This is a genomic window from Streptomyces venezuelae, from assembly GCF_008642275.1.
Lineage (GTDB): Bacteria > Actinomycetota > Actinomycetes > Streptomycetales > Streptomycetaceae > Streptomyces > Streptomyces venezuelae_E.
The window spans coordinates 6,160,928-6,186,778 of sequence record NZ_CP029189.1 but is presented as its reverse complement, the minus strand read 5'-3'; the positions used below and the strand labels follow the sequence as shown (position 1 = coordinate 6,186,778).

Sequence of the window (25,851 nt, the reverse complement as noted above, 5' to 3'; positions counted from 1 at the left end):
ACTTTCGGTAACACGCTCCCGTTACCGTCGGGTCACTTTGACAATCCCGGCGCACGCGCGAGGAGCGACTGATGCAACGCACCACCACCGCCGCGACCGTGGCGACCCTTCTGGCGGCAGCCGTCCTGGGCCTGGCCCCCCATCAGGCCCAGGCGGCTCCCGCCACCACCGCGGCAGCCGCCGCCGACGCCTCCTCGCAGCTGCGCTTCCACGACATCCCGGGATCCGGCGGAATCACCCTCAAGGGCAACGTCTTCACCCCCGCCGGGGCCGAGAGCGGCCGGAAGTACCCGCTGATCGTGCTGCCCACGAGCTGGGGCCTGCCGCAGATCGAGTACATCGCCCAGGCCAAGAAGCTCGCCGACTCCGGCTACGTCGTGGTCAGTTACACCTCCCGGGGCTTCTGGCTCTCCGGCGGGAACATCGAGGTGGCCGGCCCGCCGGACATCGCCGACGTCAGCGCCGTCATCGACTGGGCCCTCGCCAACTCCCCCGCCGACGCGGACCGCATCGGCCTCGGCGGGGTCTCGTACGCCGCCGGCATCACCCTGCTGGCCTCCGCCCACGACCCCCGGGTCAAGGCCGTGGTGGCGATGAGCGGCTGGGCCGACCTCATCGAATCCATCTACTCCGGCCGCACCCAGCACCTCCAGGCCGCCGCGATGCTCGGCGCCGCCGGATACCTCACCGGCCGCCCCGGAGCCGAACTCCAGACGCTCCTGGGCAACTTCCTCGGCTCCCGGCTGGACCAGGAGCAGCAGATGATCGAGTGGGGCAGGAAGCGTTCGGCCTCCGAGCAGGTGGACCGGATCAACGCCAACGGTGCCGCGATCATGCTCGGCAACGCCTGGGGGGACACGATCTTCCCGCCCAACCAGTATGCGAAGTTCTACGAGCGGCTGACCGGCCCCAAGCGTCTTGAGTTCCGGCCCGGGGACCATGCCACCGCCGAGGGCACCGGCCTGCTGGGCCTGCCCAACGACACCTGGACCAACGCGCACCGCTGGTTCGACCGCTACCTCAAGGGCGAGCGCAACGGCATCGACACCGAGGCCCCGGTGCAGATCAAGTCCCGTAGCAACGAAGGGTACGAGGGCTACGCCGACTGGAAGGCGGTCGGCTCCGGGGGCACCGAGAAGCTGGCGCTCTCCGACAGCGAGCACCTCTTCGCCAATGTCGACTCCGGTGCCAACGGCGGCATCCTCCTGCTCTCCAGCGCCCTCGACCAGTTCGCGAAGGCGCCTCCGATCGCCTCCATCCCCCTGCTCCCCCGGGCCTTCGCGGCCGTCTGGCAGTCGGAGCGCTACGGCGAGGCGCGCCGGATCCGCGGTACCGCGAAGCTGCACACCACCGTCACCCCCACCAGGGGCGACGGCACCTTCGTCGCGTACCTCTACGACGTCGGCCCGCTCGGCATCGGCAAGCTCGTCAGCAACGCCCCGTACACCTTCCACGGAAGGACTCCGGGCCAGGCGTTCGGTGTGGACCTGGAGCTGTTCTCCACCGCCTACGACGTCCCCGCGGGCCACCGGCTCGCCCTCGTCGTCGACACCGTCGACCCGCTCTACATCGAGCACAACCCCGTCGGCGCACAGCTGACCTTCTCCTCGCCGCGCAACGACCCCAGCTACGTGTCGGTGCCGCTGCGCGAGCGGTGAGCCACGGCTGCTGCCGGGTACGGGCCCCCGCCCTCCCCCGGCAGCGGCCGCCGGGCGGTGTCAGTGCTTGAGGATCTTCGAGAGGAAGTCCTTGGCCCGGTCGCTCTCGGGGGCGGTGAAGAACTGCTCCGGGGTGCGGTCCTCGATGATCCGCCCGTCGGCCATGAACACCACACGGTTCGCGGCGGAGCGGGCGAAGCCCATCTCGTGCGTGACCACGACCATGGTCATGCCCTCGCGGGCGAGCTGCCGCATGACCTCCAGCACCTCGTTGATCATCTCCGGGTCGAGTGCGGAGGTGGGCTCGTCGAAGAGCAGGGCCTTGGGGTCCATGGCGAGGGCGCGAGCGATCGCCACGCGCTGCTGCTGACCGCCGGAGAGCTGGGCCGGGAACTTCTCGGCCTGGTCGGCCAGGCCGACCCGCTCCAGGAGCTCCCGGGAGCGGCGGTCCGCCTCGCCCCGCTTGCGGCCGCGGACCTTGACCTGCGCGAGCGAGACGTTGGCGAGGACGGTCTTGTGCGCGAACAGGTTGAAGGACTGGAAGACCATCCCCACCTCGGCCCGCAGCCGGGCCAGCTCCTTGCCCTCCGCGGGCAGCGCCTCCCCGTCGATCAGGATCGTGCCCGACTCGACGGTCTCCAGCCGGTTGATCGCCCGGCACAGGGTGGACTTGCCGGAGCCGGAGGGGCCGATGACCACCACGACCTCCCCGCGGCCGACGGTGAGGTTGACGTCCCGGAGCACGTGCAGCGCGCCGAAGTGCTTGTTGACGTCCCGCAGCTCGATCAACGATTCGACGGCCATGTGCTGCCCTGCCCACTCGTCGGTGCCGGTGTCTCCCGGTCCCCAGCGCAAACTATCCAGCCGCGGAGGGGTACTTCGCACGGGACGGGGCGCGACACGCCGGGGTGTCGGCCGCGTCAGCCCTCGGAGGCCTCGGCGTACGCCTGGCTGAGCTCGGGGGATCCGGTCATCGCCCACGACAGGCCCGACTCGATCACGTTCAGCTCCCGTCCCGAAGCCAGCCGGATCACCGGCTGGCCGTTGGGCCACACCCGCCAGAGCGCCCCCGGAACGGTCCGGATGATCACGGTCCCGAGGTAGAAGCCGGCGTCGTTGCCGAGCCAGGGCACCGCCTCGGGATCCCGCCTCCAGCGCGGCATCAGCTGGTCCAGGGCCTCCAACGAGGCCTGGCTCTCGTCGAGTTCAAGACCGGCCGCCCGTGCCTGGGCCCGCAGCATCTCGCACTCCGAGAACAACTCGGCGACGCCCTCGGGGTCGTCCGCGAGGGCGGCGGCGAGTCCCGCACCCTGTTCCGTTTCGCGTCGGTTCAGCCAGTTGTCCAGGAAGGGGATGTTCATACCGCCCAGCGTCGCACCAGGATCCGCCGCTGACCACAGGGCGCGCCTGGATCCGTCGGCCCGGATGGGGCCTACCGGTCGAGGTCCAGGTCGACGACGACGGGTGCGTGGTCGGACGCGCCCTTGCCCTTGCGCTCCTCGCGGTCGACGTAGGAGTCGGTGACGGCCTTGGTGAAGGGCTCGTTCCCGTAGACCAGGTCGATGCGCATGCCCTTGTTCTTGGGGAAGGCGAGCATGCGGTAGTCCCAGAAGGTGTAGGGACGGTCGTACTTCAGCGGGCGCGGGAAGACGTCCGAGAGCCCGACGGCGCGCAGCGCCTCCAGGGCGGCGCGCTCGGCGGGGGTGACGTGGGTGAGGCCCGCGAAGACGGCCGGGTCGTAGACGTCCTCGTCGGTCGGGGCCACGTTGAAGTCGCCGAGCACGGCGAACGGCCGCGGACCGGCCGCGTCCGCGGCGACGGCCCCGGCCAGGGCGCGGAACCAGTCCAGCTTGTAGCCGTAGTGGTCGTGCTCGACCTCGCGGCCGTTGGGCACGTACACCGACCAGACCCGGACCCCGCCGCAGGTGGCGGAGATCGCGCGGGGTTCCTGGACGCCCTCGTAGTCGGGCCCGCCGGGCAGCCCGAGGGTCACGTCCTCCAGGCCGACCTTGGAGAGCAGGGCCACGCCGTTCCAGCGGCCGGTGGCGTTGACCGCCGATTCGTAGCCCAGCTCACGCAGCTCGTCGTGCGGGAACTGCTCCGCCGAGCACTTGGTCTCCTGGATGCACAGGACGTCGGTGCCGGAGCTCTCCAGCCAGGCCAGCAGGCGCGGCAGCCGGGCGGTGATGGAGTTGACGTTGTAGGTGGCGATACGCATACGTGCCAACCTACCGCCCGGCACCGACAGTCACAGTTCGGCGGAGTCCCCCGCGGTGAGTCGCCCGTGGTCGGTGCCCCCGAGGGCGCCCAGGGCCCCGTCGTAGACCGGCCGGGCGAGGTCGGAGAGGTAGGCGTCGTGGATGTCCAGGGCCCGGCGCGGCTTCACCTCGCGGAGGTAGTCGATCACCTCGGAGACCTTGTTCCACGGGGCGTGCACCGGGAGCATCAGGGTCTCGACGGGCACCCCGGGCACGGTCAGGGCGTCCCCGGGGTGGAAGACGGAACCTTCCACCAGGTAGCCGACGTTCGTGACGCGCGGGATGTCCGGGTGGATCACCGCGTGCAGCTCCCCGTGGACCTGGACCTCGAACCCGGCCGCGGTGAAGGCGTCTCCGTGGCCGACCGTGTGGACGCGGCCCGGGTAGGCGGGGGCGAGCTTCTCGGCGACGCTGCGCAGGGTCCACAGCTCGACCGCCGGATCGGCGTCGAGGGCGGCCCGCAGCCGGCCCTCCTCGAAGTGGTCGGGGTGTTCGTGCGTGACCAGCAGGGCGTCCGCCCCCAGGCCCGCGTCCGGTTCGCTGAAGGCGCCCGGGTCGATGACGAGCGTGCGCCCGTCCTTCTCCAGCTGGACGCAGGAGTGCAGCCGCTTGGTGAGCTTCATGATCCCAGGCTAAGGGCTGGTCACGGGGTGGTGGAGGAGACCACGTAGACCTTGGAGACCTTGGGGTCGGTGAGGTCGACGGTGACGTCCCGGGTGGGGCGCGGGTCGTCCTGTTCCAGGGTGGTGCCCAGCCACCGGGTCTGCGGCTTCCAGTGCCAGCCGGCGATCGAGGTGTCGTGTGCCGAGACCGAGACGCCGGGGGTCAGGTCCGCCCGGCTGATGCCGAGGGAGGTCAGGAAGCCGTCCAGTTCCGGCGGGGTGACCGCGAACTGGACGTACAGCCGGCTGGTGCGCCAGTTGTTGGTCTCCAGGAACCCGACGCGCCAGGCCTTGTCCGGTACCGGGACCTCGTAGATGCTGCGCTGCACCTTGGAGGGCCAGCCGGGGCGCACCTTGGACGCGCCGACCTTGGCGGCCTTGTCGCGGCCGCTCTCGCGGCTCTGCTGGGTGGAGATCGCCAGGTAGCCCGCAGGTACGCCGATCAGCAGCAGGATGATGATCGCGGTGATCCAGCGGCGCTTGACGACGTGCCTGCGGTCCTCGGCGGTGGGCGCCGGGGTGCTTTCGGCGTCGGGGGCGGAGGCCTGGTGGGGCAGGGTGGGCGGGTTCGGCGGGTTCACTTCTCGTCCTGGTCCTCGGGGACGGCGGCGGGGTCGCGTCGGCCCAGCTGCTGCGCGTAGCGCTCGTACCGTTCGTAGCGCTCGACCCGGCGGCGGGTGGCGCGGCGGAAGCGGCGGGCGACGAGCCGGGCGAGGTCGGCGGCGCCGACCATGCCCGCCTCGGGTCCGAGCTGGGCCTTGGCGATACGGGCTTCGGGGCGGTAGCCGCGACCGGTGAGGTGCCGGCGGAAGGCGTCCCGGGCCGGGCCGATCAGCAGGTCGTCGGCGGCGCTGACGCCGCCGCCGATGACGAAGCAGGAGGGGTCGAGGGCGGCGGCGAGGTTGGCGATGCCGACGCCGAGCCACTGGCCGATGTCCTGGAGCAGCTCGACACACATGGCGTCGCCCTCACGGGCCAGCTCGGTGATCAGCGGTCCGGTGATCTCGGCGACGTTGCCGCCGACCCGGGCGATGATGTTGTGCGCGACCGGCGAGTCGGCGGCGGCCAGCTCGCGGGCCTCGCGGACCAGGGCGTTCCCGGAGCTGTACTGCTCCCAGCAGCCCCGGTTGCCGCAGGGGCAGCGGTGGCCGCCGGGGACGACCTGCATATGGCCGAATTCGCCCGCGACCCCGTACCGGCCGCGCTTGACCTGGCCGCCTTCGAGGATGGCCCCGCCGATGCCGGTGCCGAGCGTGATCATGACGAGGTGGTCCTCGCCCCGTCCGGCGCCGAAGCGCCATTCCGCCCAGGCGGCGGTGTTGGCATCGTTGTCGACCATGACCGGGACCGCGAGGCGGGACTGGAGCGCGTCGCGCAGCGGCTCGTCACGCCAGGCCAGGTGGGGTGCGAACAGCACGCGGGAGCGGTCGGCGTCGACCCAGCCGGCCGCCCCGATGCCGACCGCGTGCACGTCGTGCCGGTCGGAGAGGTCCAGCACCAGTTCGACGATGGTGTCCTCGACGACCTTGGGGCTCTTGGACTTGTCCGGGGTCTCCGTGCGGATCTTCTCCAGGATGATCCCGTCGGCGTCGACGACGCCGGCCATGACCTTGGTGCCGCCGATGTCGATGCCGACCGTGGGGACGCGCGGGGCCGTCAGGTGCGACCGGCGCTCCCGGGTCCCGATGGTCCGCAGGACGGTGCCTCGCGCCGACCCCCGGTGGGTGAGCGTGAAGTCCCGGTACGTGCTCATCGAGTCGTGTCGTCCCTCTTGGATGCGGTGTTTCGGGGGGTCCGGTCGGCCTCGCCGGCCGGGCCGCTCCGACCGGCTGCGGCGTCCGTCGCGGCCGTGGCGTGGGGGGCGCCTGTCCCTGATTCTGCCACTCGCTCCAGTTCGTGGCTCAGTTCGTCGAGCTCGGAGCCGCCTGCCATCTGCCGGGTGAGCTCGTCGAGCGTGATCGAGTCGCGGGTGTGGCTGCCTGCCATGGTGCCGCGCTTGAGGAGGACGAAACGGTCCCCGACCAGGTACGCGTGGTGCGGGTTGTGGGTGATCAGAACCACACCGAGGCCCGCGTCCCGGGCGGCGGCGACGTACTTGAGGACGACTCCGGACTGCTTGACGCCGAGGGCCGCGGTGGGCTCGTCGAGTACGAGGACCTTCGCCCCGAAGTACACGGCGCGGGCGATGGCCACGCACTGGCGCTCACCGCCGGACAGGGTGCCGATGGGCTGGTCCACGTCCCGCAGGTCGATGCCCATGCGCAGCAGCTCGGTGCGGGTGGTCTCGCGCATGAGGTCCACGTCGAGGCGGCGGAGGGGGCCGCGGCCCCTGGTGGGCTCGGAGCCGAGGAAGAAGTTCCGCCAGACGGGCATGAGCGGGACGACGGCGAGGTCCTGGTAGACGGTGGCGATGCCGTGGTCGAGGGCCGCTCGGGGGTTGGCGAGCACGGTCTGCTCGCCCTCGATCTCGAAGGTGCCGGCGTCGTGCCGGTGCAGCCCCGCGATGATCTTGATGAGGGTGGACTTGCCGGCGCCGTTGTCCCCGAGGACGCAGGTGATCTCGCCGGCCGAGACCTCCAGGGAGACCCCTTGGAGGGCACGGATGTTCCCGTAGAACTTGCTGACGTCGGTCAGCTTCACCAGCGCGGCGGCCCCGGTGGGCGCGGGCGGCTTGTTGTCGGTCGTGTTCACTTGGTCGCCTCCGCCCGCTTGCGGACCCATGCGTTGAGCAGCGTGGCCAGCAGGAGCATCGCGCCGAGGAAGAACTTGAACCAGTCCGGATTCCACTGGGCGTACACGATGCCGTTGCTGGTCATGCCGAAGATGAAGGCGCCGACCGCCGAGCCGATGGCGGAGCCGTAGCCGCCGGTCATCAGACAGCCGCCGATGACGGCCGCGATGATGTAGAGGAACTCGTTGCCCACGCCCTCGCCCGACTGGACCACGTCGAACGAGAAGAGGATGTGCTGGCCGGAGATCCAGGCGCACAGGGCGACGCCCATGTAGAGGCCGATACGGGTCTTCACGACGGGCACGCCGGTGGCGCGGGCCGCGTCGGCGCCGCCGCCCACGGCGAAGATCCAGTTCCCGGCGCGGGTGCGCAGCAGGATCCAGGTGGCGACGGCCACGATGGCGAACCACCACAGGATGGTGACCTTGAGGGTGACCGAGCCGATGTTCCACTGCGAGGCGAACAGGGCGCGGGCCGAGGAGAAGCCCTCCATGTCGGCGATGGTCTTGGTGGAGACGGTGCCGGTGATCAGCTTGGTGAAGCCGAGGTTCAGGCCGGTCAGCATCAGGAAGGTGCCGAGCGTGATGATGAAGCTGGGGAGCTTCGTGCGGGTCAGCATGAACCCGTTGAAGAAGCCGATGGCCAGGGTGACCAGCAGGGACACGCCGACGCCGACCCAGACGTTCGCGGTCATCTGGTAGCTGAACATCGAGCTGACCAGCGCCGAGGTCGTGACCATGACACCCGCGGAGAGGTCGAACTCGCCGCCGATCATCAGCAGGGCGACCGGGGCGGCCATGATCCCGATGGTGGAGGCCGAGTACAGGACCGTGCTGAGGCTGGAGGCCTGCAGGAAGCTGGGGGCGGCGATCGAGAAGAAGACGAAGACGGCGACGGCACCGACCACCGAGCCCAGCTCCGGGCGTGCGAGCAGCTTGCGCAGCGTGGACGTGGGGGCGAGCCGCTCGTCGCGCCCGCCGACGGGTGCGACCGCGCTCATCGGCTGCCCCGCTTGATGTACTCCTCCAGCTTCGCCGCCTCGGCGGCGGTGACGATCTGCGGTCCGGTGAGCACGGGGCGGCCGCCGCCGAGCACGTTCGCGTTGTAGCGGTAGAGCCAGAGCAGGTCGATGGCCTCGTAGCCCTGCAGGTAGGGCTGCTGGTCGACGGCGAAGCCGAGGGCGCCGGACTTCAGGTCGCGGGCGACCGAGGCGTTGAGGTCGAAGGTGTCGACCTCGGCCTTGCTGCCCGCCGCGTCCTTCGCCTTGACGGCGGTGGGCGCGAAGGGCGCACCGAGGGTGACGATCGCGTCGATCGAGGGGTCGGCCTGCAGCTGGGCCTGGATCGCCGCCTGCACGGAGGGCATGTTGGTGCCCTCGACGTACAGGTTCTCCATGGTTCCGGAGAAGGTCTTCTTCGCGCCGGCGCAGCGCTGCTCGTGCCCGACGTTGCCCTGCTCGTGGAGGACGCAGACGGCCCGCTTCTTCCCGCGCTTGTCCAGCTCGGTGCCGACGGCCTCGCCCGCGATCACCTCGTCCTGGCCGATGTGGGTCAGCGCCCCGTACTCGGCGGACTGGGCCGATCCGGAGTTGACCGTGATCACCGGGATGCCGGCCTTGACCGCCTTGGCGAGGACGTCCTTGAGGGCCTCGGGCTTGGCCAGGCTGACGACGATCCCGTCGACCTTCTGGTCGATGGCGTTCTGCACGAACTGCGCCTGCTGCTGGGCCTGGTCGTCGTGGGCGTAGACGAAGTTGATGTTGTCCTTCGCCGCGGCCTCCTTGGCGCCCTTCTGGACGATGTCCCAAAAGGTGTCGCCGTCGCCCGCGTGCGTGACCATCGCGAAGGTCCAGCGCGGCGTGGAGACGGCCGGCCGGCCCGCCTCGGCGGCCTTCGCGCGCTCCTCGGCGCGCTTGCCGCCCGTACTGCTGCAGCCCGCGAGCGAGGCCCCCAGTACCGCCGCGAGCACGGCGCCCACGACGCGTACTCCTGTCCGAACCCTAGCCACGTCGCCGCGCCCTTCCCTCGTCACCAATTCGGTCCGTCGTCGAGCCGGTCACCAATCCGGTCATTCCGGCTCCATTCCGATCCAGCCGCCCAGTATCCGCCACAGTCGACCATGAAGGGTCATCGGGGCACGCACGCGCAGGTTGACATGCGCGGGCGGATTGACAGGTTCCGCCGACAGGGTCAGGTTGAGTGCATGCGCATCGGGCTGATCGGAACGGGCCGGATCGGGTCCTTCCACGCGGCGGTACTGGCACGCCACCCGGCGGCGGGCTCGCTCCTGCTCGCGGACGCCGACCCCGCACGGGCGGCACGCCTCGCCGACCGGCTCGGGGCCACCGCCGCGCCGTCCGTGGAGCAGGTCTTCACCTGGGGCGTGGACGCGGTGGTGGTCGCGTCGGCGACCGAGGCGCACGCGGACCTCGTCGTACGGGCGGTCCGCGGCGGGCTCCCGGTGTTCTGCGAGAAGCCGCTGGCCCCGGACCTGAACCGGACCCTCGCGGCACTGCGCGAGGTCAGGGCCGCGGGCGGGCTGCTCCAGGTGGGCTTCATGCGCCGCTTCGACGCGGGCTACGGCACGGCCCGGGAGCTGGTGCGTTCGGGCACCCTGGGGCGGCTGCACACCGTCCGGACGATGACGGCCGATCCGGCGCCGCCGGAGGCCGCGTACCTGGCGACCTCGGGCGGGCTGTACCGGGACTGCCTGGTGCACGACTTCGACATGGTCCGCTGGGTGACCGGGCGCGAGGTGGCCGAGGTGTACGCGGCCGGGTCGGACGCCGGTCCGGCGCTGTTCCGGGAGACGGGCGACATCGACACGGCGGCGGCCGTGCTGACGCTGGACGACGGGACCCTGGTCACGGCGACCGGCACCCGGTGCAACGGCGCCGGGTACGACGTGCGGATGGAGCTGGCCGGGGAGCGGGACCAGGTCTCCGTGGGGCTGGACGACCGGACGCCGATCGCGTCCACCGAACCGCACGGCCCGCCCCCCGCGAGCAAGCCGTGGACGGGCTTCCTGGAACGGTTCGCCCCGGCCTACGAGGCGGAGCTCGCGGCCTTCGTCCAGCTGGTGCGGGGCGAGGGCGCCAACCCGTGCGACGGCCTGGAGGCGCTGGCGGCGTTCCGGATCGCGGAGGCCTGCGAACTCTCGCGCAGGGAGCGGCGCCGCGTGCGGCTGGAGGAGCTCCCGGACCTGCCGGCTCTGTAAGGGGGGCACGGGGCCACAGTACGGCGGGTGATCACCCGTGGCCGCGACGCTTTCCGGACACGCTCAGCCGGTCGTCACGGCGCTGCGGCCCCAGGCGGTGCCGACGAGCACCAGGAGCGCTCCGGCGTAGCCGGGGGCGCCCAGCTCCTCCCCTCCTACGGCGATACCGGCGACGGCGGCCCACAGGGGTTCGGTGCCCAGCAGCAGGCTGACCCGGGAGGGCGAGGTGCGGCGCACGGCCCACATCTGCACGAAGAAGGCGAAGAGGGTACAGAAGACGGAGAGGAAGGCGAGCCCGGCCCACTGGGCCGGTCCGAAGTCCGCGGCGGCGGCCCAGGGGGTCGCGCCGGTGCCGGGTACGGCGGCCAGCAGGGCGAAGACGAGCACGGCGGCGCCGAGCTGCACGGTGGTCAAGGACAGCGAGTCGGCGTCCTGGACGGCCTCGATGCGGGCCATCAGCAGGACGTGCAGGGTCCGGGCGAGGGCGGCGCCGAGGATGAGCAGGTCACCGGCGCTGGGCGCGGAGAACCCGGCGCCCTGGGTGAGCAGCACGACCCCGGCCACGGAGACGGCGGCGGCGCCGAGGAAGCCGGCGGACGGCGCCTGCTTCCTGACGGCGGCTTCGGCGAGCGGGGTGAAGATCATGGTCAGGCTGATGATCAGCCCGGCGTTGGTGGCGGAGGTGTGGACGACCCCGTAGGTCTCCAGCAGGAAGATCCCGCCGAGTACGAGGCCCAGCAGCCCGGCGCCGCGCAGCTGGGCGGGACGCAGCGCGCGAAGCCGCGCCCACCCGGCGACGACCAGCACGGGCAGGACCAGGGCGAACCGCAGCACGAGCACGGCGATGACGGTGTGCGCGGTGGTGATGCCCTTGGCGGCGAGATAACTGCCGCCCCAGACGACGGCGACGGCCAGCACGGGCAGATCGGCGAGCCAGGCCCGGCGGGGTGCTTCCAGGGCGGACGGCGAGATCACGGTCAACGCGGTTCTCCAACGGCTCATCGGGGGTGGAGACGTCGGCGGCTCGCACGGTGCGGGGCCACCGTACCGGAGCCGATCATGCCGGGCGACCTCTTTCCGGGCCCCCGGCGCCCGCCCCGTAGCATCGGCGCATGGCTGATCTCTACGCCCTGGACCTGGCGTTCGACCTGCTCGACAGCACGCCCGACGACGTGCTCGCGCAGGTGCGGCGCGAGCTGACATCGCCGGACGGCCTCCTCTCGGCCCGGGGCCCGGCGTGGCGCGTCGGCGGCATGCTCGTCGGCGAGTTCGCTCCGGCGGTACGCGGCGGCTGGGCGCTGACCGCCCGCCAGGAGGTCCACGAGGAACAGCTCCCGGAGATGGAAGACCTTCTGCTGCTCCTGGCCCCCCACATCCGCCCGCCGGGCCCGGTCGGCCGGCTCCGCTTCTACGAGCACGAGTCCCCGGACCTGCTGGTCCTGCGCGAGGGCCGCGTGGTCCAGCTGGCGCTGGACCGGCGGTAGGGGCATGGCCGAGGTGTGGGACACGGAGCGGCTGATCGCGGGCGGCTTCCGGCGCGTGTACGCCGAGTTCGAGTGGTACGACGGCCCGCGCGCGGGCCTCGCCGACGTCGACGGCAGGCCGCACTACTTCCAGGGCCACGACTACGACCACGCCGACGAGTGCGACGAGTACCTCGTGTGGCCGGCGAGCGAGGCCGCGGTGGTGCTGGAGCGCGAGCAGTGGGCGATCTTCGTCAGGTGGAACCAGCGCAGCGAGGCCGGGGAGGCCGGCCCGGAGAGCCATCCGGGGCACGGAGGCGTCGACGCCCGCTACGACGAGCTGACCCCGCTGCTCGCCCCGCACCGGCAACCGCCCGCCGACGCACGGCGCCTGATCGGCGAGCTGGGATTCGACGACGGTGACCGCTACCGGGCCGACGGACTCGACTACTGGTTCCGGTGGCATCCGGCCCGCTGAGGAACGGCGCCGCGGCGCGGGCGCAGCGCCGGGCTCAGGCGCCGACTCAGGCGCCGACGGTACCGAACGACGCCCGTCCGGTCGGCCGGTAGGTCTGGAGAGCCGTCCCGGCAGACGTCGTACGGGAGTTCACCAGCTCATAGGCGGTCGGCAGCCCGCCCGTCGGGAACAGCCTCTGCCCCGCGCCGAGAACCACCGGGAACACCAGCAGGTTGATCTCGTCCACGAGGTCCCGGGCCAGCAGCCACTGCGCGAGCTGCCCGCTGCCGTGCACCTGCAGCTCCCCGTCCAGCGCGTCCTTGACCCGTACGATCTCGCCCTGCAGGTGCTCCCCGTCGAGCACGGTGGCCGGCCCCCAGGCCGCCTCGTCCAGCGTGGTCGAGGCCACGTACTTGTGCAGCCGGTTCAGCTTGCCCGCGACGGGGTCGGCTGGGTCGTCGTGCGCCGGCCAGTACGCGGCGAAGATCTCGTACGTCCGCCGCCCGAGCAGAAACGCCCCGGCCCGGCCGAACACCTCGGTGATGAACTCCCCCATCCCCTCATCGGCGAACGGCGCGACCCACCCCCCGTACGCGAACCCCCCACTCGGATCCTCCTCGGGCCCCCCGGGCGCCTGCATCACGCCGTCCAGCGTCACGAAGGTGGTCAGTGTCAGCTTCCCCATGGCTCTGCGCTCCTCGCTCGATGGTCCGTCCCTGCACGCATGCAGCCTCCCGGACCCACCGAAACTCATCGCGACGACACGCGAGCGCCCACCGCACTGCCTTCGATCGCGACCGCTGAGGTTTAAAGAGTCGGGTGCCAGCGGACGTTGAGGTGCTACATCCTCGTCATGAGACAGAGGGGTAGCAGCGGTCCACCCCCCGCTGCGGGGCTAACGAACGTGAAGCGCTGGCGGGAGCCCGGCAAGTCGGCCTTGGCCTCCGCTATTGCCGCCACGACGCGCAGCAGCCCCGCCAGAAGCGGTCTGACGGGGCTGCACATTGCACTTGCGTGGCCCTCACGAGCCCCAGAGGTAAGAGGAGCGGGGCGGAGCCCTCCGCAACGCCGGCACAGGGACTGCTCACCCTATTGGGCCGGCTCGAGACTTCGGCCTCGCCCTACCTGGCGAGCCAAGCCAACGTGTCCTCATTTTCAGCGGATGACCGGTAGGACTTCCCGACGTTGAGGCGGGCAACATCCCGGAGGGACTGAACACGATGAGGATTGGGAAGGACGGCGGTCCCGATAGTGTCCTGCCATACCGTGCCTTGCACGAAGACAGATCCGTCGAGAGCCGACATGACGAACGCAGGACAACCATACGGGCTACCTGTGATGCCGACCGCACAACCTGCACCCATGATGTCCCAGTCATCCATGAGTTCGACCAGCCCCCAGACTCCCTCAACATCCGAATCGTCAACCGAATCTGGGTGCGGCACGCTGATGGAGAGCAGGAACTGACGGTCGACGGAGAGCAGTCCGAATTCTGTTGCCAGTTCGAACCAGTCGACATTCGCCCGGGAAACTCGATCAGGGTCCTCAAGTGCGGCAGTCCGATCCCGGCGACCTTCGTCGGCACTGCAGGACGTAACCATCCCCGCAACGTAAGGAGGGATTCCCGTTCCATGCCTGAATCCCAGAAACCTGAGACCACAATCCTCCATTGCCCGCTCCAGGATCTCAGCGTCCACCACCGTCACACCCTCACCCTTCAGCACCCTGGAACGTCCATGAGCTTACCGTAGAAGTAACCTGCACCCTTTTGGTTCCCCTTCGGTCCCACCCACTTGAACTGGCCGTTCTTCTCGAGGATGGATTGTCCGTGATTGCGGCCAAACTGAGGCCCCGCCAGTCAAATCTGGCGGGGCCTCAGGCTTACTGCTGGGAGCCAATAAAGCAACCGATTGCGAGAAGGGCGAGCTAAGTCTCGCTTATTCCTGTGGAGATAACACGTGCCGCCTCATCGGTCACCCCGCTCCAGACGACCAGGCCCTCCGACTCAAATTCCTTCACGAGGGCGCGACGAATTTCATCCATGGGTCTACCTTCGTGCGATCGACGCACATTCGCACAGGCTCGTTCAAATTTTTCCAGGTGCTCTCGAACGATCGGCATGTTCCGGTCGTACTCGGCAGGATCAACCATTCGAACGTCACCACCAATCACCGACTTCAGCCTTCAAGGGTTAAAAATTTCTGCGATATACTTGCTTCAAGAATGGCATTGCGTCTGAACCAAAGACGTGCTCAACCCTTCCGCTCGCTTGGTCAGTGACCTGGGTCTTTATGTGTCCCTCCGCAAGTAGCCGGTTATATTCACATGCACATATACGGAAGATGAGGATAGCTGGGCGATCGCCGGTAAGTGTGCGGGTCCCGCCAAACGTTGCTGCAGCACTCAAAGCATCCGTGTCATCCACGTCTTTCACCTGGTATGTGAATAGGCTTCCCTTTCGTCCTCCTCTTCCGCCAGAGGAATTACTTCGAGCCGCCTCACTACTCAACCCGTTGACCTCGATGTTATCGGCATGAGTCGAGCTCGTCCCGTGCACAAAATCCATCGAGCCATTGCAGTTGTGGACGAGTACCGGCGTGGCCCCTGCCAGCACATAGTACGTGTGGAGGCCTGCAACGGTGAGGTTGTACGTCTCGTTGGACGCCTCGTACGTGTGAATCGCACCTACAGCAACAGATGCGCCATCGTCGGTCCGGAGGTTCTCGCCCGGCTTGAGGTCTCCAGCGTTCTTCCAGACCTGGTCGGATTCAGACCAGAACGGGTGATGGTCCGTTGTGGTGATGCTCTGCACACCACCGTCGGTCTGGATACTGACGTCCGTGTACTTCTTGTCATCCTCGGTGAAGATGGTGGCAGTGACAGGCCTTTCCCCTGATTCACCGGTTTCCGGGTCGGTGGCTCGCACTTCATCGCCGGTTGCCAGTTGCTCGATCGGCTTGCTGGTTCCGTCTGCGAGCTGCACCTTCGTGCCCGCCACAAAGCTGTCGCACTTGGCGAACAGCCTCGCAAGGAATCCTTCCGCCCTTCGCGCCACCGCGGGCCCCACCGCTCGCACCGCCGTGGCACCCGTTGCCATCGGCGGCAGGGGAGCAAAAATCTCTGCGAGTATGGACTCAATGGCGTTTTCGTCGGATTCAACACCGAACTGCTTGAACGTCCGGTTGGCCTGGTCGCGCACAGAGACACCGAAGAACGAAGCAACCGGGGCCAGCGGCCCCAGCCCCGCGATGTCCGCCATGCCGGCGTAGCCTCGGACCGCGCCCGTCCAGATGTTGGTCCAGGTCGACGGCTTCTTCTTCGCCGTCAGCGTGGTGACACCACCCCTGTTACTGCTCCCCCGGCATTCGCGATCGCGTGAGCAGAGGCGGTAGTTGGATTCTCGTGCGGCGCGCTGGTCAATGCGCCTCTGAGCTACCTCCACCACCTTGCTGGCCTCGGCCTGGAAGCCGCCGTCGCTGTCGCCCTCGAAGTACTTCAGGCCGTCCGGGTCCAGGTTGCTGATGGGGTTGCCGTTGGCGTACGTGTACCCGTTCATCTGGAGCGGGTCGGTGATGTCGATGACCGGGTCGACCGTGATGAAGCGGCCGGTGCTGGCCTCGTATTCGCGGGCGCCGATGTGGGTCAGGCCCGTGGTGTTGTCGTCCGTGCCGGTGCCGAGGAAAGTGCGGTCGCCGGGCCAGCTGGAGGGCTGGGCTCCGCGGGGGTTGCCGTACGGGTCGGATTTGCGGCGGGTGACCGGCTGGCCGGCCTTTTGGTCGACGCTGATGGTCGCGGTGTTGTGGTGGTCGCTCAGCAGGTGCGACAGGGTGTGGCCGGTGGACTTGCCGTTGGTACGGCGGACCGTCGTCGGGGCACCGGGGCTGCTGTAGTAGCGGACGGCGTCCATGGCCTTGCCGGCCTTGTCGACGGTGATCTCGGTTTCACCCAGGTAGAGGGTACGGGCGCTTCCGGTTTCCTTGACGACCCGGTTGCCGGACGCGTCGTAGAGGTAGCCGGTGAGGTTGCCGAAGCTCCACTGCTGCGCCGCCGTGACGGCCGGGCCGGCACACGTGGTGGTGTGCAGGTCGTTGCCCTCGGCGTCACTGCCGTTGGGGACGGTGAGGCACTGGTTGGTGCCGGTGACGAGGGCCTTGTCCGTTTCCCGGTAGGTGAACTTCTGACTCGCCTCGCCCGGCTTGCAGGCCTTCAGGACGGCCTTGCCGTTTTCGGAGGTGAGGCATTTGCCGAGAGCCTGGACGGTGTCGCCGGTGATGCGCCACTGCTGCGGCTTGCTCTCGTTGCAGGAGAGCAGCTGGACGGGGGTGCCGTCGGTGGTGTTGCCGTCCTGGACGTCGAGGCACTTGCCGGAAAGGCCCGTGACCGCGACGGAACCGATGCCGGGACTGGTGGCCGAAAGGAGCTTGCTGCGGCGGTCCCAGTTCAGGGTCTGGGTGTCACCGTCGATGGTGCGGGTCTTGGTGTTGCCCGCCGCGCTGTAGGTGTAGGTGGACAGGGAGTCGACCGAGGAACCAGGCGTCCTGGTGGTCTTGTTGACCTTGGTCAGGGCGTGGGGCTGCTTCTTCGGGTTCGGCAGGGCGCCGCCCGTGATCTCCACGCCGTACGTGTACGTCGTCTCGTCGTCGAGGGCGCTGTTGGTGGGGTCGCGATCGGTCAGCTTGGTGCGGTTGCCCAGGGCGTCGAACTGGTAGTCCTGCCAGTAGGCGTCACCCGGCGTACCCGATCCCACCTCCGTGCGCGCCGGGCCCGCGGGACCGGTGGGGCAGCCTTCCGTCTTGCCCGTCCAGGCTCGGACGAGCTGTCCCATGGCGTCGTAGGTGTAGCACTGACGGTCGACGAGGGCCGGGGACTGCGGGGTGGTGCCGGGGTAGGTGTCGGTGATGGCGGTCGGGTTGCCGACCGAGTCGTACGTGTAGCTGAGGGAAGAGAGGAGATTCGAACCCGAGGTGGCGTCGCGGGTCTCCTTGTGGCTGGTCGCCGAGGCGACCCGTCCGGTGTGGGGGTCGTAGGTGTTCGTCGTCCACACGCGGTTGGGCGCATCGCCGGAGGCGGTGCGCAGGATCTCGCCGTAGGGGCTGTAGACGGTCTCGGCGGTGTACCAGGACAGGCCGGACATGGTCTGCACCATGCCGTCGGCGTTGTAGCGGGTGATCAGCTTCTCGGCGGCGAGACCGCCGATCGTGGCCGGGAGGGTCGTCGACTGGACCTTGCCCGTGGGGGTGTAGGTGGTGCTGTACGCGTAGCTGCCGGCCAGGCCCTTCGTGGTGGGCAGGTCCGGGACGGTGATCCTCGAACCGGTCGGCCGGTACTCGCTGTCGTAGCCGGTGACCTCGGTCTTGTACGAGCCGGCGCCCCACTTGCGGGTGGAGGCGACGGGCTGGCCCTTGCCGCCCGGGAGGGTGTCGTAGGTCCAGGTGGCGATGGGGTCGGCGGTCTCGGAGTCGTCGCGCAGCGCGGTCTTGCGGCCGAGTACGTCGTAGGAGGTGTACTGGGTGACGTTGTCGACGTTGGTCGCCGAGACCTGCTGGTCGAGGTTGTTGTAGGTGAACGTCGACTTGCCCGTGTCGGGGTCTTCGGACGAGGTCATCCGGCCGCGGGCGTCGTGGGTGTAGGTCCAGTTGTTGCCGGCCGTGTCGGTGACCTTGACGAGCTTGCCGCGCACGTCGTAGGTGTAGCCGGTCCTGCTCGACGTGCTGAGATCGGTGGCGGTGTAGTGCTCGATCTCGGAGGTGCGGCCCAGGGCATCGGTCCAGGTCTTGGCGGCTCGGCTGCCGGGCAGCGGCGCCGACCCGGTGGGTGACATCCCGCTGCGGGTCAGGGTCCAGTCGCCGCCGTACTGCGTGAGGGCGGACTGCCGGGCCTCGCCCTTCTCCAGGCTGGTGACGCGCACGGCGCGGCCGAGGCCGTCGTATGCGGTCTGGGTGGAGTTGGGGATCTCGGTGACCGACTTGGGGACGTAGAGCTTCGTGTCCAGCCTGTCTTCTGCGAGGTAGCCGTTGTTGACCTGGCTGACGGTGCCGTTCGCGCTGTGCAGCGTGTCGGTGATCAGGACGGCGCCGCCCGGACCCTCGGTCTTCGACTGGCGAGGACGCAGCATCCCGTCGTAGATCGCGATGGATGTGCTGTAGGTGCCGTTGTCCCTGCGCGCCCGGGAGATGACGGCGGGCGTCCTGAGTTCGGCGATCTGGTATTCGAATGTGTAGGCCGCCGGGTCGGTGGCCTTCTGCGAAGGGGTCCGGACCTCGATGCTCCGGCCGAGCTCGTCGTAGACCGTGGTGACCTTGCGGCCGTTCGCGTCGGTCGCCTCCAGGACGCTGCCGCGGGCCGGGTCCACCTTGGTCGTCACCGTGTGCCCGAGGGCGTTGGTCGCCGTGGTGGAGAACGCGGGCCCGGTCGCGGGGCTGTAGGTGACGCTGGACGGGTTGCCCGCCGCGTCGTACGTCTTGACGGCGCGGCCGAGCGCGTCGTACTCGGTGCGGCCGGACGTCGTCCAGCCCGTACCGGCCGCGTCGGTGCTGTCGACCTGGTACGGGAGACCCTTGGTCGGTGCGGCGCCGAAGGCGTTCACCGCGTCGAAGGAGGTACGGGTGGCGCTGAGGCGGGTTCCGGCCTCGACGCCGCCGCCTGCGCAGTCACCGGTCGTCGTGATGACCTCGGACTGCAGGCCGATCAGGTTGTTCGCCGGGTTGTGGACGTACTTGGGCTTGGTGCAGGACTGCTTGACGGTGGTCCAGCCGGTGCCCTTGTTCTCCAGTACGTCCGTCTGCGTGGTTTTGGGGAGACCGTATGCCTCCTTGCCCTCGTAGGTGTTGAGGGTCCTCTCCATACGGGCTTTGCCGCCGCTGACGGACTGGATGTCGTCGGTCCGGGCGACCCCCGTCTGGTAGGCGATCAGATCGCTGGTGTCGGTCCTCTTGCGCCTGGCCGTCTCCATGCTTCGCGGCCAGGTCAGCTCGCGGCTTTCGACGCTGCCGCCGGCCTTGGTGTAGGTGATGGTCTCGGCGACCTGCCCCTGGTACTGGCGCAGGTCTTCGCCCAGGTCGTCCGTTCCCGAGGAATCCTTGACGGTGACCTTGGCGGTATCAGTGGACAGACCGCGGAAGTACCGCTTGCGGGTCTGTCCCTGCTCCGTCGCGGTGGCCTTGCCGGCGTTCGCGGTCTCGCCCGTGGTGGTGGTGACGCTGGCGTAGCCGCGCCACTGGCTGTACGTGCGCCGATCGGGCTTGGTGAACTCGTCGTCCTCCTTGGCCCAGGCGGCGTCCTCGTACGTGTAGCTGGTCTTGACGTCAGGACGCTGCGCCACCCGGTCCTTCTCGACCACGCCGTCCACGACGTACTTGTTGAACAGCTCGACCGGCGGGACCTTGTCCGGGTCCAGTCCCGTGTCCGCGGACCAGTACACGGGGAAGCAGCGCGTGGTGTTCTTCGCCAGATCGGGAACGCTCGTCCCCTTCGCGCACGGGGCGGAGTAGTCGACCACGATCTCGCCACCGGTCTCGGTGAGGATGGTCTCCACCCGGAGCCTGTCGAAGTCCGGTGCGGCGTCGGGCTTCCCGTTGGCGTCGGCCTTGAGAACACGGTTGGGCATGTCGACCGCGTTGGCCTTGAAGGAGACCGGGGGCAGCGAGACGCCGATGGTGCTGTCCTTGGAGCCGTAGGCGGTCCGGGTGACGGATTCGAGCCACAGCGGGGGGCTGGTGTCCGTACGGTGCTTGGGCAGCGACTGCTTCAGGGCCCACTGGTCGACCTTGGTCAGTGCGGTCGAGCCCTCGGTACGCTGACCGTAGGTGGTGACCCGGTCCAGACGCACGCGCGACCAGAACGTCGGGGAGAACGACTCGCAGACCGCCGCGTCCATCTTGCAGTTCAGCGAGGCGGGGGTGTCGTACCAGCCGATTCCGTTCTTGGAACCGAACAGGGAGTCGGCACAGGAGACGTTCCTCTCCTCGAAGCACCGCTGCTCCACCCCGAATTCGACCCGGCCGGCAGGGGCACCGGCAAGGTTGTCGGCGCGGAGGCCGTAGAGGATACGAGTGGGGTAACCACCGCGGATGTATCCGACCTTGGCGCGGTCCTTCTCGTTGACCTTCTCGTTCCTGGCGTAGCGGTTCTCTTCCTTCACCCAGTCGATGATCATGGCATTGCCGTGGATGTCCTCGACGTAGTCGAGGTTCCAGCGCCAGGCCTGGGCGCAGGAGGAGTTCGCGTAGGCCGACTGGTAGCAGGGCTCGCCGGGGTGGTTGCCGAAGACGGGGACGGTGAAGACGGAGTCGGTCACGGTCTTCGGCGACGAGCCGTCCCCGTGGGTGCCGACGCTGTGGCGCCCGTAGTGGTAGCGCATGCCGTCACGCGTGGTGACGACCCAGTACTCGCCGTCCTTCGCGCCGTTGCCGCTGCCGGTCTTCAACTCGACCTTGGAACCGTCGTCCGTGGCGGGGACCCAGGCACCGCTCACGGCGTCGTGGACGAGCTCGGTCGTCGACCCGTTGAGGGACAGCACGACGTTGTCCCCGGCCCAGCACAGGTCGCCCTTCTTCTTGTCCGTGGCGTTGTCGTTGTTCGGCTTGCCGCTCGACGTGGCCTTCAGGTCGTCGGAGCAGGACCGGTAGCGGCGTTCCACGAAACCGGGGTTGTAGTCCCAGCCGTCGCCGATCCAGGACGCCTGACCGTTCGTCACGGACGTCCGGCCGTCCACCGCCTGCGAGGAGTACGAGAACGCGATGGACGGGGTGGGGCCCGCCGGAGCCCGGGGCACCGTCAGCGGGTAGGTCCAGGAGAAGCCACCCCCACTGCCACCAGCGGTCCATGAGCCCGACGGCGAGAGGGAGGTGGCCTTGTACGAGCCACCCGCGCCCGCCGCTCCGTCGGAGGCGACGACGGCCATGGCGCCCGCGGCGCCGCCGGTGCTCATGGTCTGCATGCCCTGAACGGGGGTCGCCGCCGGGTCGAGGGTCGCGATGACCTTCTTGCCACCGGCATCGTTCGAGCTCGGAACGTCCACGGACACCGAGCATTCGGGCAGTTCGGGGTGATCGAGGAAGCACGCGGGGTACTGCCGCAGCTTCAGGCGCGAGGCCCACTCGGTGCCGTACAGGTCCTGGAACTTCGAGTAGTCCAGAGCGACGTCGACCGGGTTCACGGCGTCGACCGGCGGCGTGATTTTGATCATCGCGCCGTCCACACCGGCGGCTTCGGTCTTCGCGCGGCCTTCGACGGCCGCCGACCAGGTGCCCGTCGGTGCGGTGCCCGTCCCGGGGACCTTGCCGATGCTGACCGGCAGGGAGCCGACCTGGACGAAGTCGGCGGTGGGGACAGGCGCCAGCGGGATGGTGGCGGAGGCCTCCGCGGGTGGCGCCACGGCGGTCGGCGTGTACTCCTCCAGCGGCCTCGGCGGATCACCGGCCCATCGGCCGAGCGCGTCCATGGCCGCCTGGTCGGGCTTGGCCTTGAGGTCCTTCTGGAGCCCCGGCAGCTCGACGCCACTGCGGTCGCCCGGTGGTGCCGCCCAGGCATCGGCAGGCAGAAGAGTTGCGACCCGTCACGGACAGCGTGACGCCGATACGCCCGGCGAGGCGCGCGCGCCAGGCGCGCGCCTTTCTGTTTCCGGGCAGGCGGAAATTGTTCGCCGAGAACGGCGACATGTGGACCCCCCCCACGCTCTGCCGCCACGGCAAAGGCACATGGCAGGCAGGAAACTGACAATTAGCGACTGATTCTGTGGTCGGCGGAGATGAAAAGCCATAGTTCCGGGAATCAGTGTGGGCTTTGTCACCTTGCCGGGTGTATACCGTGGGGTAATCGACGCAAATCACCCCCTAACGACCCTCTCGGCAGGCGGATTTACGGGTGAAGATGTCAGAGGGATGGTTCATGCTCGGCTGGCATGTCCTTCGCCTGAAAGGCGGTGGCGGAACCAACCGTTCACGTTATTCAAGCCAATGTCCTAAATCATTTGGTGAGTGCCGAGGGCTGCCTTTTCAGGCGCCCGAGGGGGGAGAAGTACGTCGTGTCTGTCAGTGATTCCGCGGGCGAAAGTCCGCCAACAGGGGCCGGGTCGGCGGAGGTCCCCGCACCCGCGCGTCGGTGGTACGGGCGCCGGCGTGCCCTCGGGGGTCTGGCCGTGCTGCTGGCCGCCGCCGTCGCGGTGCCGGTCGGTGTGCACGTGACCGGCGACGGGAAGCCGCAGAGCCGGTCGGGCGAGGACACTCCGATCGCCGAGCCGCAGGCGCGGCGGATGGCCGAGGAGTCCGGCAAGGAGGTCGAGGTCACGGCCGCGCGCAGCGCCAACACCACGACCTGGGCGCAGCCTGACGGGTCGTTCCGCAAGCAGATCTTCAGTGCGGCCTTCCGTGCCCAGGTAGGCGGCGGGTGGAAGCCGATCGACACCTCTCTGGAGCGGGTGGAGGGCGGCTTCGCGGCCAGGGCCGTCAACGGCCGTGTCTTCTTCAGCGGGGGGTCGCAGGAGCAGGCGGGCGGCGGAGAGCGGGCCGCACGTGGCGCGAACCGGGTGGCGTTACGGCAGGATGCGCCCGGTGAAGTGTGGACCGAGCTGGTCCGGTTGAACACCGGCGGCCACGACATGAGCGTCAGCTGGCCCGGCGTCCTTCCCGAGCCCGTCGTCGACGGTCCGCGCGCCCTGTACGAGGACGTCCGTCCCGGGATCGACCTGGTGATGACCGCCCAGGACGGCGGCTACTCGCACCTGCTGGTCGTCAAGGACAAGCAGGCCGCGGCCGATCCGCTGCTGGGGCAGCTCAGGTACCGGCTGAAGAGTCCCGACATGACGTTCCACCTGGACGACGCGTCGGACGCACTGAGTGTCCGGGACGCCAAGGGCGAGGAGATCGCGGGCTCGCCGACGCCGATGATGTGGGACTCCAGCGGCAAGGTCGCCACCACCGACGACAGGCCGGCCTGGAAGCCCGGCGGTGTCGCGAAGCAGCACCCGACGCTGGCCCTGTCCGGACTGGCCGGTGCGGAAGGCGCGCGACTGAAGCCCGTCGCGGCGGCGCTCGCCGACGACGCGCTGTCCCTCACCCCGGACAATGCGCTGCTCAACGCTCCCGAAACGGTCTATCCGGTCTTCATCGACCCGTCTTTCAAGGGGCACAAGCACGCCTGGACCCTCCTTTACAAGACGGAGAAGGATTCCAGCTTCTACAACGGGCAGAACTACAACGCGAGCGGCACGAACGAGGCCCGCGTCGGGTATGAGTCGTCGAGCGGCGGCACTTCTCGTTCCATTTTCAACTTCGACTTCGGGAGTCAGCTCCAGGGCTCCGAGATAATCTCGGCGAGGGTCCGGGCGCTGCAGACCTATTCGTGGTCGTGTGACAGCAAGCAGATGCTCATTTTCTCGACCCCGTACATCACGTCGTCGAGTACCTGGAGGAACACGGACAACGCGGCGTACTGGGGACGGGTGGTCGCCTCGGAATACGCGGGGTACGGCTACAACAGCTCCTGCCCCGACAACTGGATCGCGCCCGATATCAAGGGGCTCGTCTCCGAAGCCGCCACCGCCGGCTGGGGGGCGCTGTCCCTCGGTTTCGCCGCCCCGAACGAGTCGGACTCGTACTTCTGGAAGAAGTTCATCGCCAACGGCGAGACCGCCCCGTACATCGAGGTCGTGTACAACTCGCGCCCGGACACCCCGATCGCGGCGAACATGCAGACCTTCCCCGGCGGTCCGTGCCTGACGAGCTGGCCCGGGACCGGTATCGGCAAGACGAACGTGACCTTCCAGGTCAAGGGCACCGACCGCGACGGCAACCTCGACAGGGTCCAGGTCGAGGTGTGGAGCGCCGCCGGCGGCCCGCCGGTCTTCGACCAGTGGTTCCCGCCCAACAGCGACGGCGTCGTCACCGCCGAGGTGCCCTGGAACACCTTCACCGACGGCCAGACCTACTACTGGCTCTCCCGCGCCACCGACAAGGACGGCGCGTGGTCCGGCAGCGGACCGCACGAATCCGGCAGCGGGGCCTGGTGCACCTTCACCGTCAGCCACACCGTCCCGCCGAACCCGGCCGTCTCCTCCGCCGCCTTCCCGCCGCAGGGCGACGACTTCAACGACTGGAGCACCGAGCCCGCCAGCACACCGGGCCAGAGCTTCACCATCAAGGGCAACGGCGCCAAGGCGGAGGACATCCGCGAGTTCCAGTGGAGCCTGAACCGGCCCTCCTTCGACCAGAAGGCCGTGCCCGCTGCCGGCAGCGATACGGCCTCCGTACCGCTCCAGGTGGACACCTCCGGTCCGAACGTCCTCTACGTCCGCACCGTCGGCAAGTCCGGCAACGTCTCCGCCCAGAGCACCTACGGGTTCCTCGTCAGGCCCAGGCCCGGCCAGGACAAGCCCGGCGACGTCACCGGAGACGGCAACCCCGACCTCCTGGCCATCGACAAGGACGGCAACCTGCGCACCTACGCGGGCGACAGCGTCGGTGACACCGACGCCTACATCCCCGGCGCGGTCGAGAACGGCAAGCCAGTGGCACCCGGCTACTGGAAGGACCCGGCCACCGGCCAGTCCGCGCTCATCGGGCACGCCACCGACTGGTACCCGGGCGACGGCATCACCGACCTGATCGCGCGGATGCCCGACGGCAAGCTCTACATCTACCCCGGCACGGGCACCGGCCAGTTCGACGTCGGCCGCCGCATGCAGATGCAACTCCCCCTCAGTGCGCCGGACCCGTCGGTCTTCCGGCAGATCGTCGTCACCGAGGACGTCGACGGCGACGGCCTGGGCGACATGTTCGCCCTGGACGCCGACGGCTTCTGGGCCTTCTCCGGATACACCGGCTCCAGCTTCGCCTCGTACAAGAAGATGGCCACCGGCTGGGCCGGCCGCGACATCGTCGGCGTCCGGGACGTCTCCGGTGACAAGGTCCCGGACCTGATCTTCCGGGACAACACCAACGCCAACCGGGGCCTCGCCCTGCGCAAGGGCAAGCCCGGCGTCAACGGCGGGGCCGACCTCGCGTCCCTGGAGTCGAAGGCGAACGCCGAGGGCGGCGAGGACTACACCTACGCCACCACCGGCTGGGGCAGGGCCGCCTACCCGAAGGTCCTCGGCACCCCCGACGCCAACGGTGACGGCATCCCCGACATCTGGGCCGTCGGGAACAACGAGAACCAGTGGATCTTCCAGGGCGGAACCAGCACCGTCGGCGCCCCCATGGGCCGTGACGAGGACGGCTGGAACTCCTTCCTGACCATCGGGTAGTCAGGACGAACAGCGGTGACCGCGGGCGCCCTGCCGGGAGACCACTCCCGGCAGGGCGCCCGTCTTTTCCTGCGGATCCGTGGGAAACGCCAGGTCGGATTCCTGCCAGCGGTGGGGGGTGGAGGCGGATTTCATTGAACCCGCAACCAATTGATGCGGGAGG

The 25,851-nt window shown here is 69.1% G+C and carries 18 protein-coding genes; 5 read left to right on the top strand and 13 right to left on the bottom strand.

What is annotated here, in order from left to right; genetic code table 11:
- The first annotated feature begins 71 nt into the window (after window positions 1-71).
- Window positions 72-1,658, top strand: coding sequence for a CocE/NonD family hydrolase (locus DEJ51_RS27380; RefSeq protein WP_150260255.1), 1,587 nt, complete (start codon window positions 72-74; stop codon window positions 1,656-1,658).
- Between the two features lie 60 nt (window positions 1,659-1,718).
- On the opposite strand, the gene DEJ51_RS27375 is transcribed toward DEJ51_RS27380, so the two are convergent.
- The 9 genes from DEJ51_RS27375 to DEJ51_RS27335 all read right to left on the bottom strand — a co-directional run bounded on the left by DEJ51_RS27375 (window position 1,719) and on the right by DEJ51_RS27335 (window position 9,286).
- Window positions 1,719-2,462 carry an amino acid ABC transporter ATP-binding protein gene (locus tag DEJ51_RS27375; RefSeq protein ID WP_150260254.1) on the bottom strand — a complete coding sequence of 248 codons (744 nt, stop codon included), beginning with the start codon at window positions 2,460-2,462 and terminating at the stop codon, window positions 1,719-1,721.
- A gap of 116 nt (window positions 2,463-2,578) precedes the next feature.
- Window positions 2,579-3,019: a DUF6278 family protein gene (locus DEJ51_RS27370; RefSeq protein ID WP_150260253.1), complete on the bottom strand. Its 441-nt coding sequence runs from the start codon at window positions 3,017-3,019 to the stop codon at window positions 2,579-2,581.
- A gap of 71 nt (window positions 3,020-3,090) precedes the next feature.
- Window positions 3,091-3,876: an exodeoxyribonuclease III gene (locus DEJ51_RS27365; RefSeq protein WP_150260252.1), complete on the bottom strand. Its 786-nt coding sequence runs from the start codon at window positions 3,874-3,876 to the stop codon at window positions 3,091-3,093.
- A gap of 30 nt (window positions 3,877-3,906) precedes the next feature.
- Window positions 3,907-4,539 (bottom strand): MBL fold metallo-hydrolase, encoded by a 633-nt coding sequence (locus DEJ51_RS27360; RefSeq protein WP_150260251.1) that lies wholly within the window; start codon window positions 4,537-4,539, stop codon window positions 3,907-3,909.
- A 20-nt stretch (window positions 4,540-4,559) separates the two neighbouring features.
- On the bottom strand, window positions 4,560-5,159 hold the full coding sequence (locus DEJ51_RS27355) for a hypothetical protein (protein WP_150260250.1): 600 nt from the start codon (window positions 5,157-5,159) through the stop codon (window positions 4,560-4,562).
- Window positions 5,156-6,331: an ROK family glucokinase gene (locus DEJ51_RS27350; protein ID WP_150260249.1), complete on the bottom strand. Its 1,176-nt coding sequence runs from the start codon at window positions 6,329-6,331 to the stop codon at window positions 5,156-5,158. The genes DEJ51_RS27355 and DEJ51_RS27350 overlap by 4 nt, the downstream gene beginning before the upstream one ends.
- A complete protein-coding gene (locus DEJ51_RS27345; RefSeq protein ID WP_223835985.1) occupies window positions 6,328-7,299 on the bottom strand; it encodes an ATP-binding cassette domain-containing protein in 972 nt (323 codons plus the stop codon). The genes DEJ51_RS27350 and DEJ51_RS27345 overlap by 4 nt, the downstream gene beginning before the upstream one ends.
- Complete coding sequence (locus tag DEJ51_RS27340; RefSeq protein ID WP_150260248.1) at window positions 7,266-8,309, bottom strand: ABC transporter permease; 1,044 nt, start codon at window positions 8,307-8,309, stop codon at window positions 7,266-7,268. Before DEJ51_RS27340 ends, DEJ51_RS27345 begins: the two co-directional genes overlap by 34 nt.
- Window positions 8,306-9,286, bottom strand: a complete 981-nt coding sequence (locus tag DEJ51_RS27335; protein WP_190620669.1) for a substrate-binding domain-containing protein — start codon at window positions 9,284-9,286, stop codon at window positions 8,306-8,308. The genes DEJ51_RS27340 and DEJ51_RS27335 overlap by 4 nt, the downstream gene beginning before the upstream one ends.
- 225 nt (window positions 9,287-9,511) lie before the next feature.
- Here DEJ51_RS27335 and DEJ51_RS27330 point away from each other — a divergent pair, with 225 nt between their 5' ends.
- The gene (locus tag DEJ51_RS27330; RefSeq protein ID WP_150260246.1) at window positions 9,512-10,525 is read left to right on the top strand and encodes a Gfo/Idh/MocA family oxidoreductase; all 1,014 of its coding nucleotides are present in this window, start codon (window positions 9,512-9,514) and stop codon (window positions 10,523-10,525) included.
- Between the two features lie 63 nt (window positions 10,526-10,588).
- Here the strand turns inward: DEJ51_RS27330 and DEJ51_RS27325 are convergent, their stop codons facing one another.
- Window positions 10,589-11,527: a DMT family transporter gene (locus tag DEJ51_RS27325; RefSeq protein ID WP_150260245.1), complete on the bottom strand. Its 939-nt coding sequence runs from the start codon at window positions 11,525-11,527 to the stop codon at window positions 10,589-10,591.
- Between the two features lie 110 nt (window positions 11,528-11,637).
- Here DEJ51_RS27325 and DEJ51_RS27320 point away from each other — a divergent pair, with 110 nt between their 5' ends.
- Window positions 11,638-12,009, top strand: a complete 372-nt coding sequence (locus DEJ51_RS27320; protein ID WP_150260244.1) for a hypothetical protein — start codon at window positions 11,638-11,640, stop codon at window positions 12,007-12,009.
- A gap of 4 nt (window positions 12,010-12,013) precedes the next feature.
- Complete coding sequence (locus DEJ51_RS27315; protein ID WP_150260243.1) at window positions 12,014-12,466, top strand: hypothetical protein; 453 nt, start codon at window positions 12,014-12,016, stop codon at window positions 12,464-12,466.
- Between the two features lie 46 nt (window positions 12,467-12,512).
- On the opposite strand, the gene DEJ51_RS27310 is transcribed toward DEJ51_RS27315, so the two are convergent.
- The 3 genes from DEJ51_RS27310 to DEJ51_RS27300 form a co-directional block, all read right to left on the bottom strand.
- Complete coding sequence (locus DEJ51_RS27310) at window positions 12,513-13,130, bottom strand: dihydrofolate reductase family protein (RefSeq protein WP_150260242.1); 618 nt, start codon at window positions 13,128-13,130, stop codon at window positions 12,513-12,515.
- 436 nt (window positions 13,131-13,566) lie between these two features.
- Complete coding sequence (locus tag DEJ51_RS27305) at window positions 13,567-14,169, bottom strand: hypothetical protein (protein ID WP_150260241.1); 603 nt, start codon at window positions 14,167-14,169, stop codon at window positions 13,567-13,569.
- A 467-nt stretch (window positions 14,170-14,636) separates the two neighbouring features.
- Window positions 14,637-21,887, bottom strand: coding sequence for a polymorphic toxin-type HINT domain-containing protein (locus tag DEJ51_RS27300; protein WP_223835983.1), 7,251 nt, complete (start codon window positions 21,885-21,887; stop codon window positions 14,637-14,639).
- A 696-nt stretch (window positions 21,888-22,583) separates the two neighbouring features.
- Between DEJ51_RS27300 and DEJ51_RS27295 the strand changes: the two genes are divergently transcribed.
- A complete protein-coding gene (locus tag DEJ51_RS27295) occupies window positions 22,584-25,688 on the top strand; it encodes a DNRLRE domain-containing protein (protein WP_150260239.1) in 3,105 nt (1,034 codons plus the stop codon).
- The last annotated feature ends 163 nt before the right edge of the window (window positions 25,689-25,851 follow it).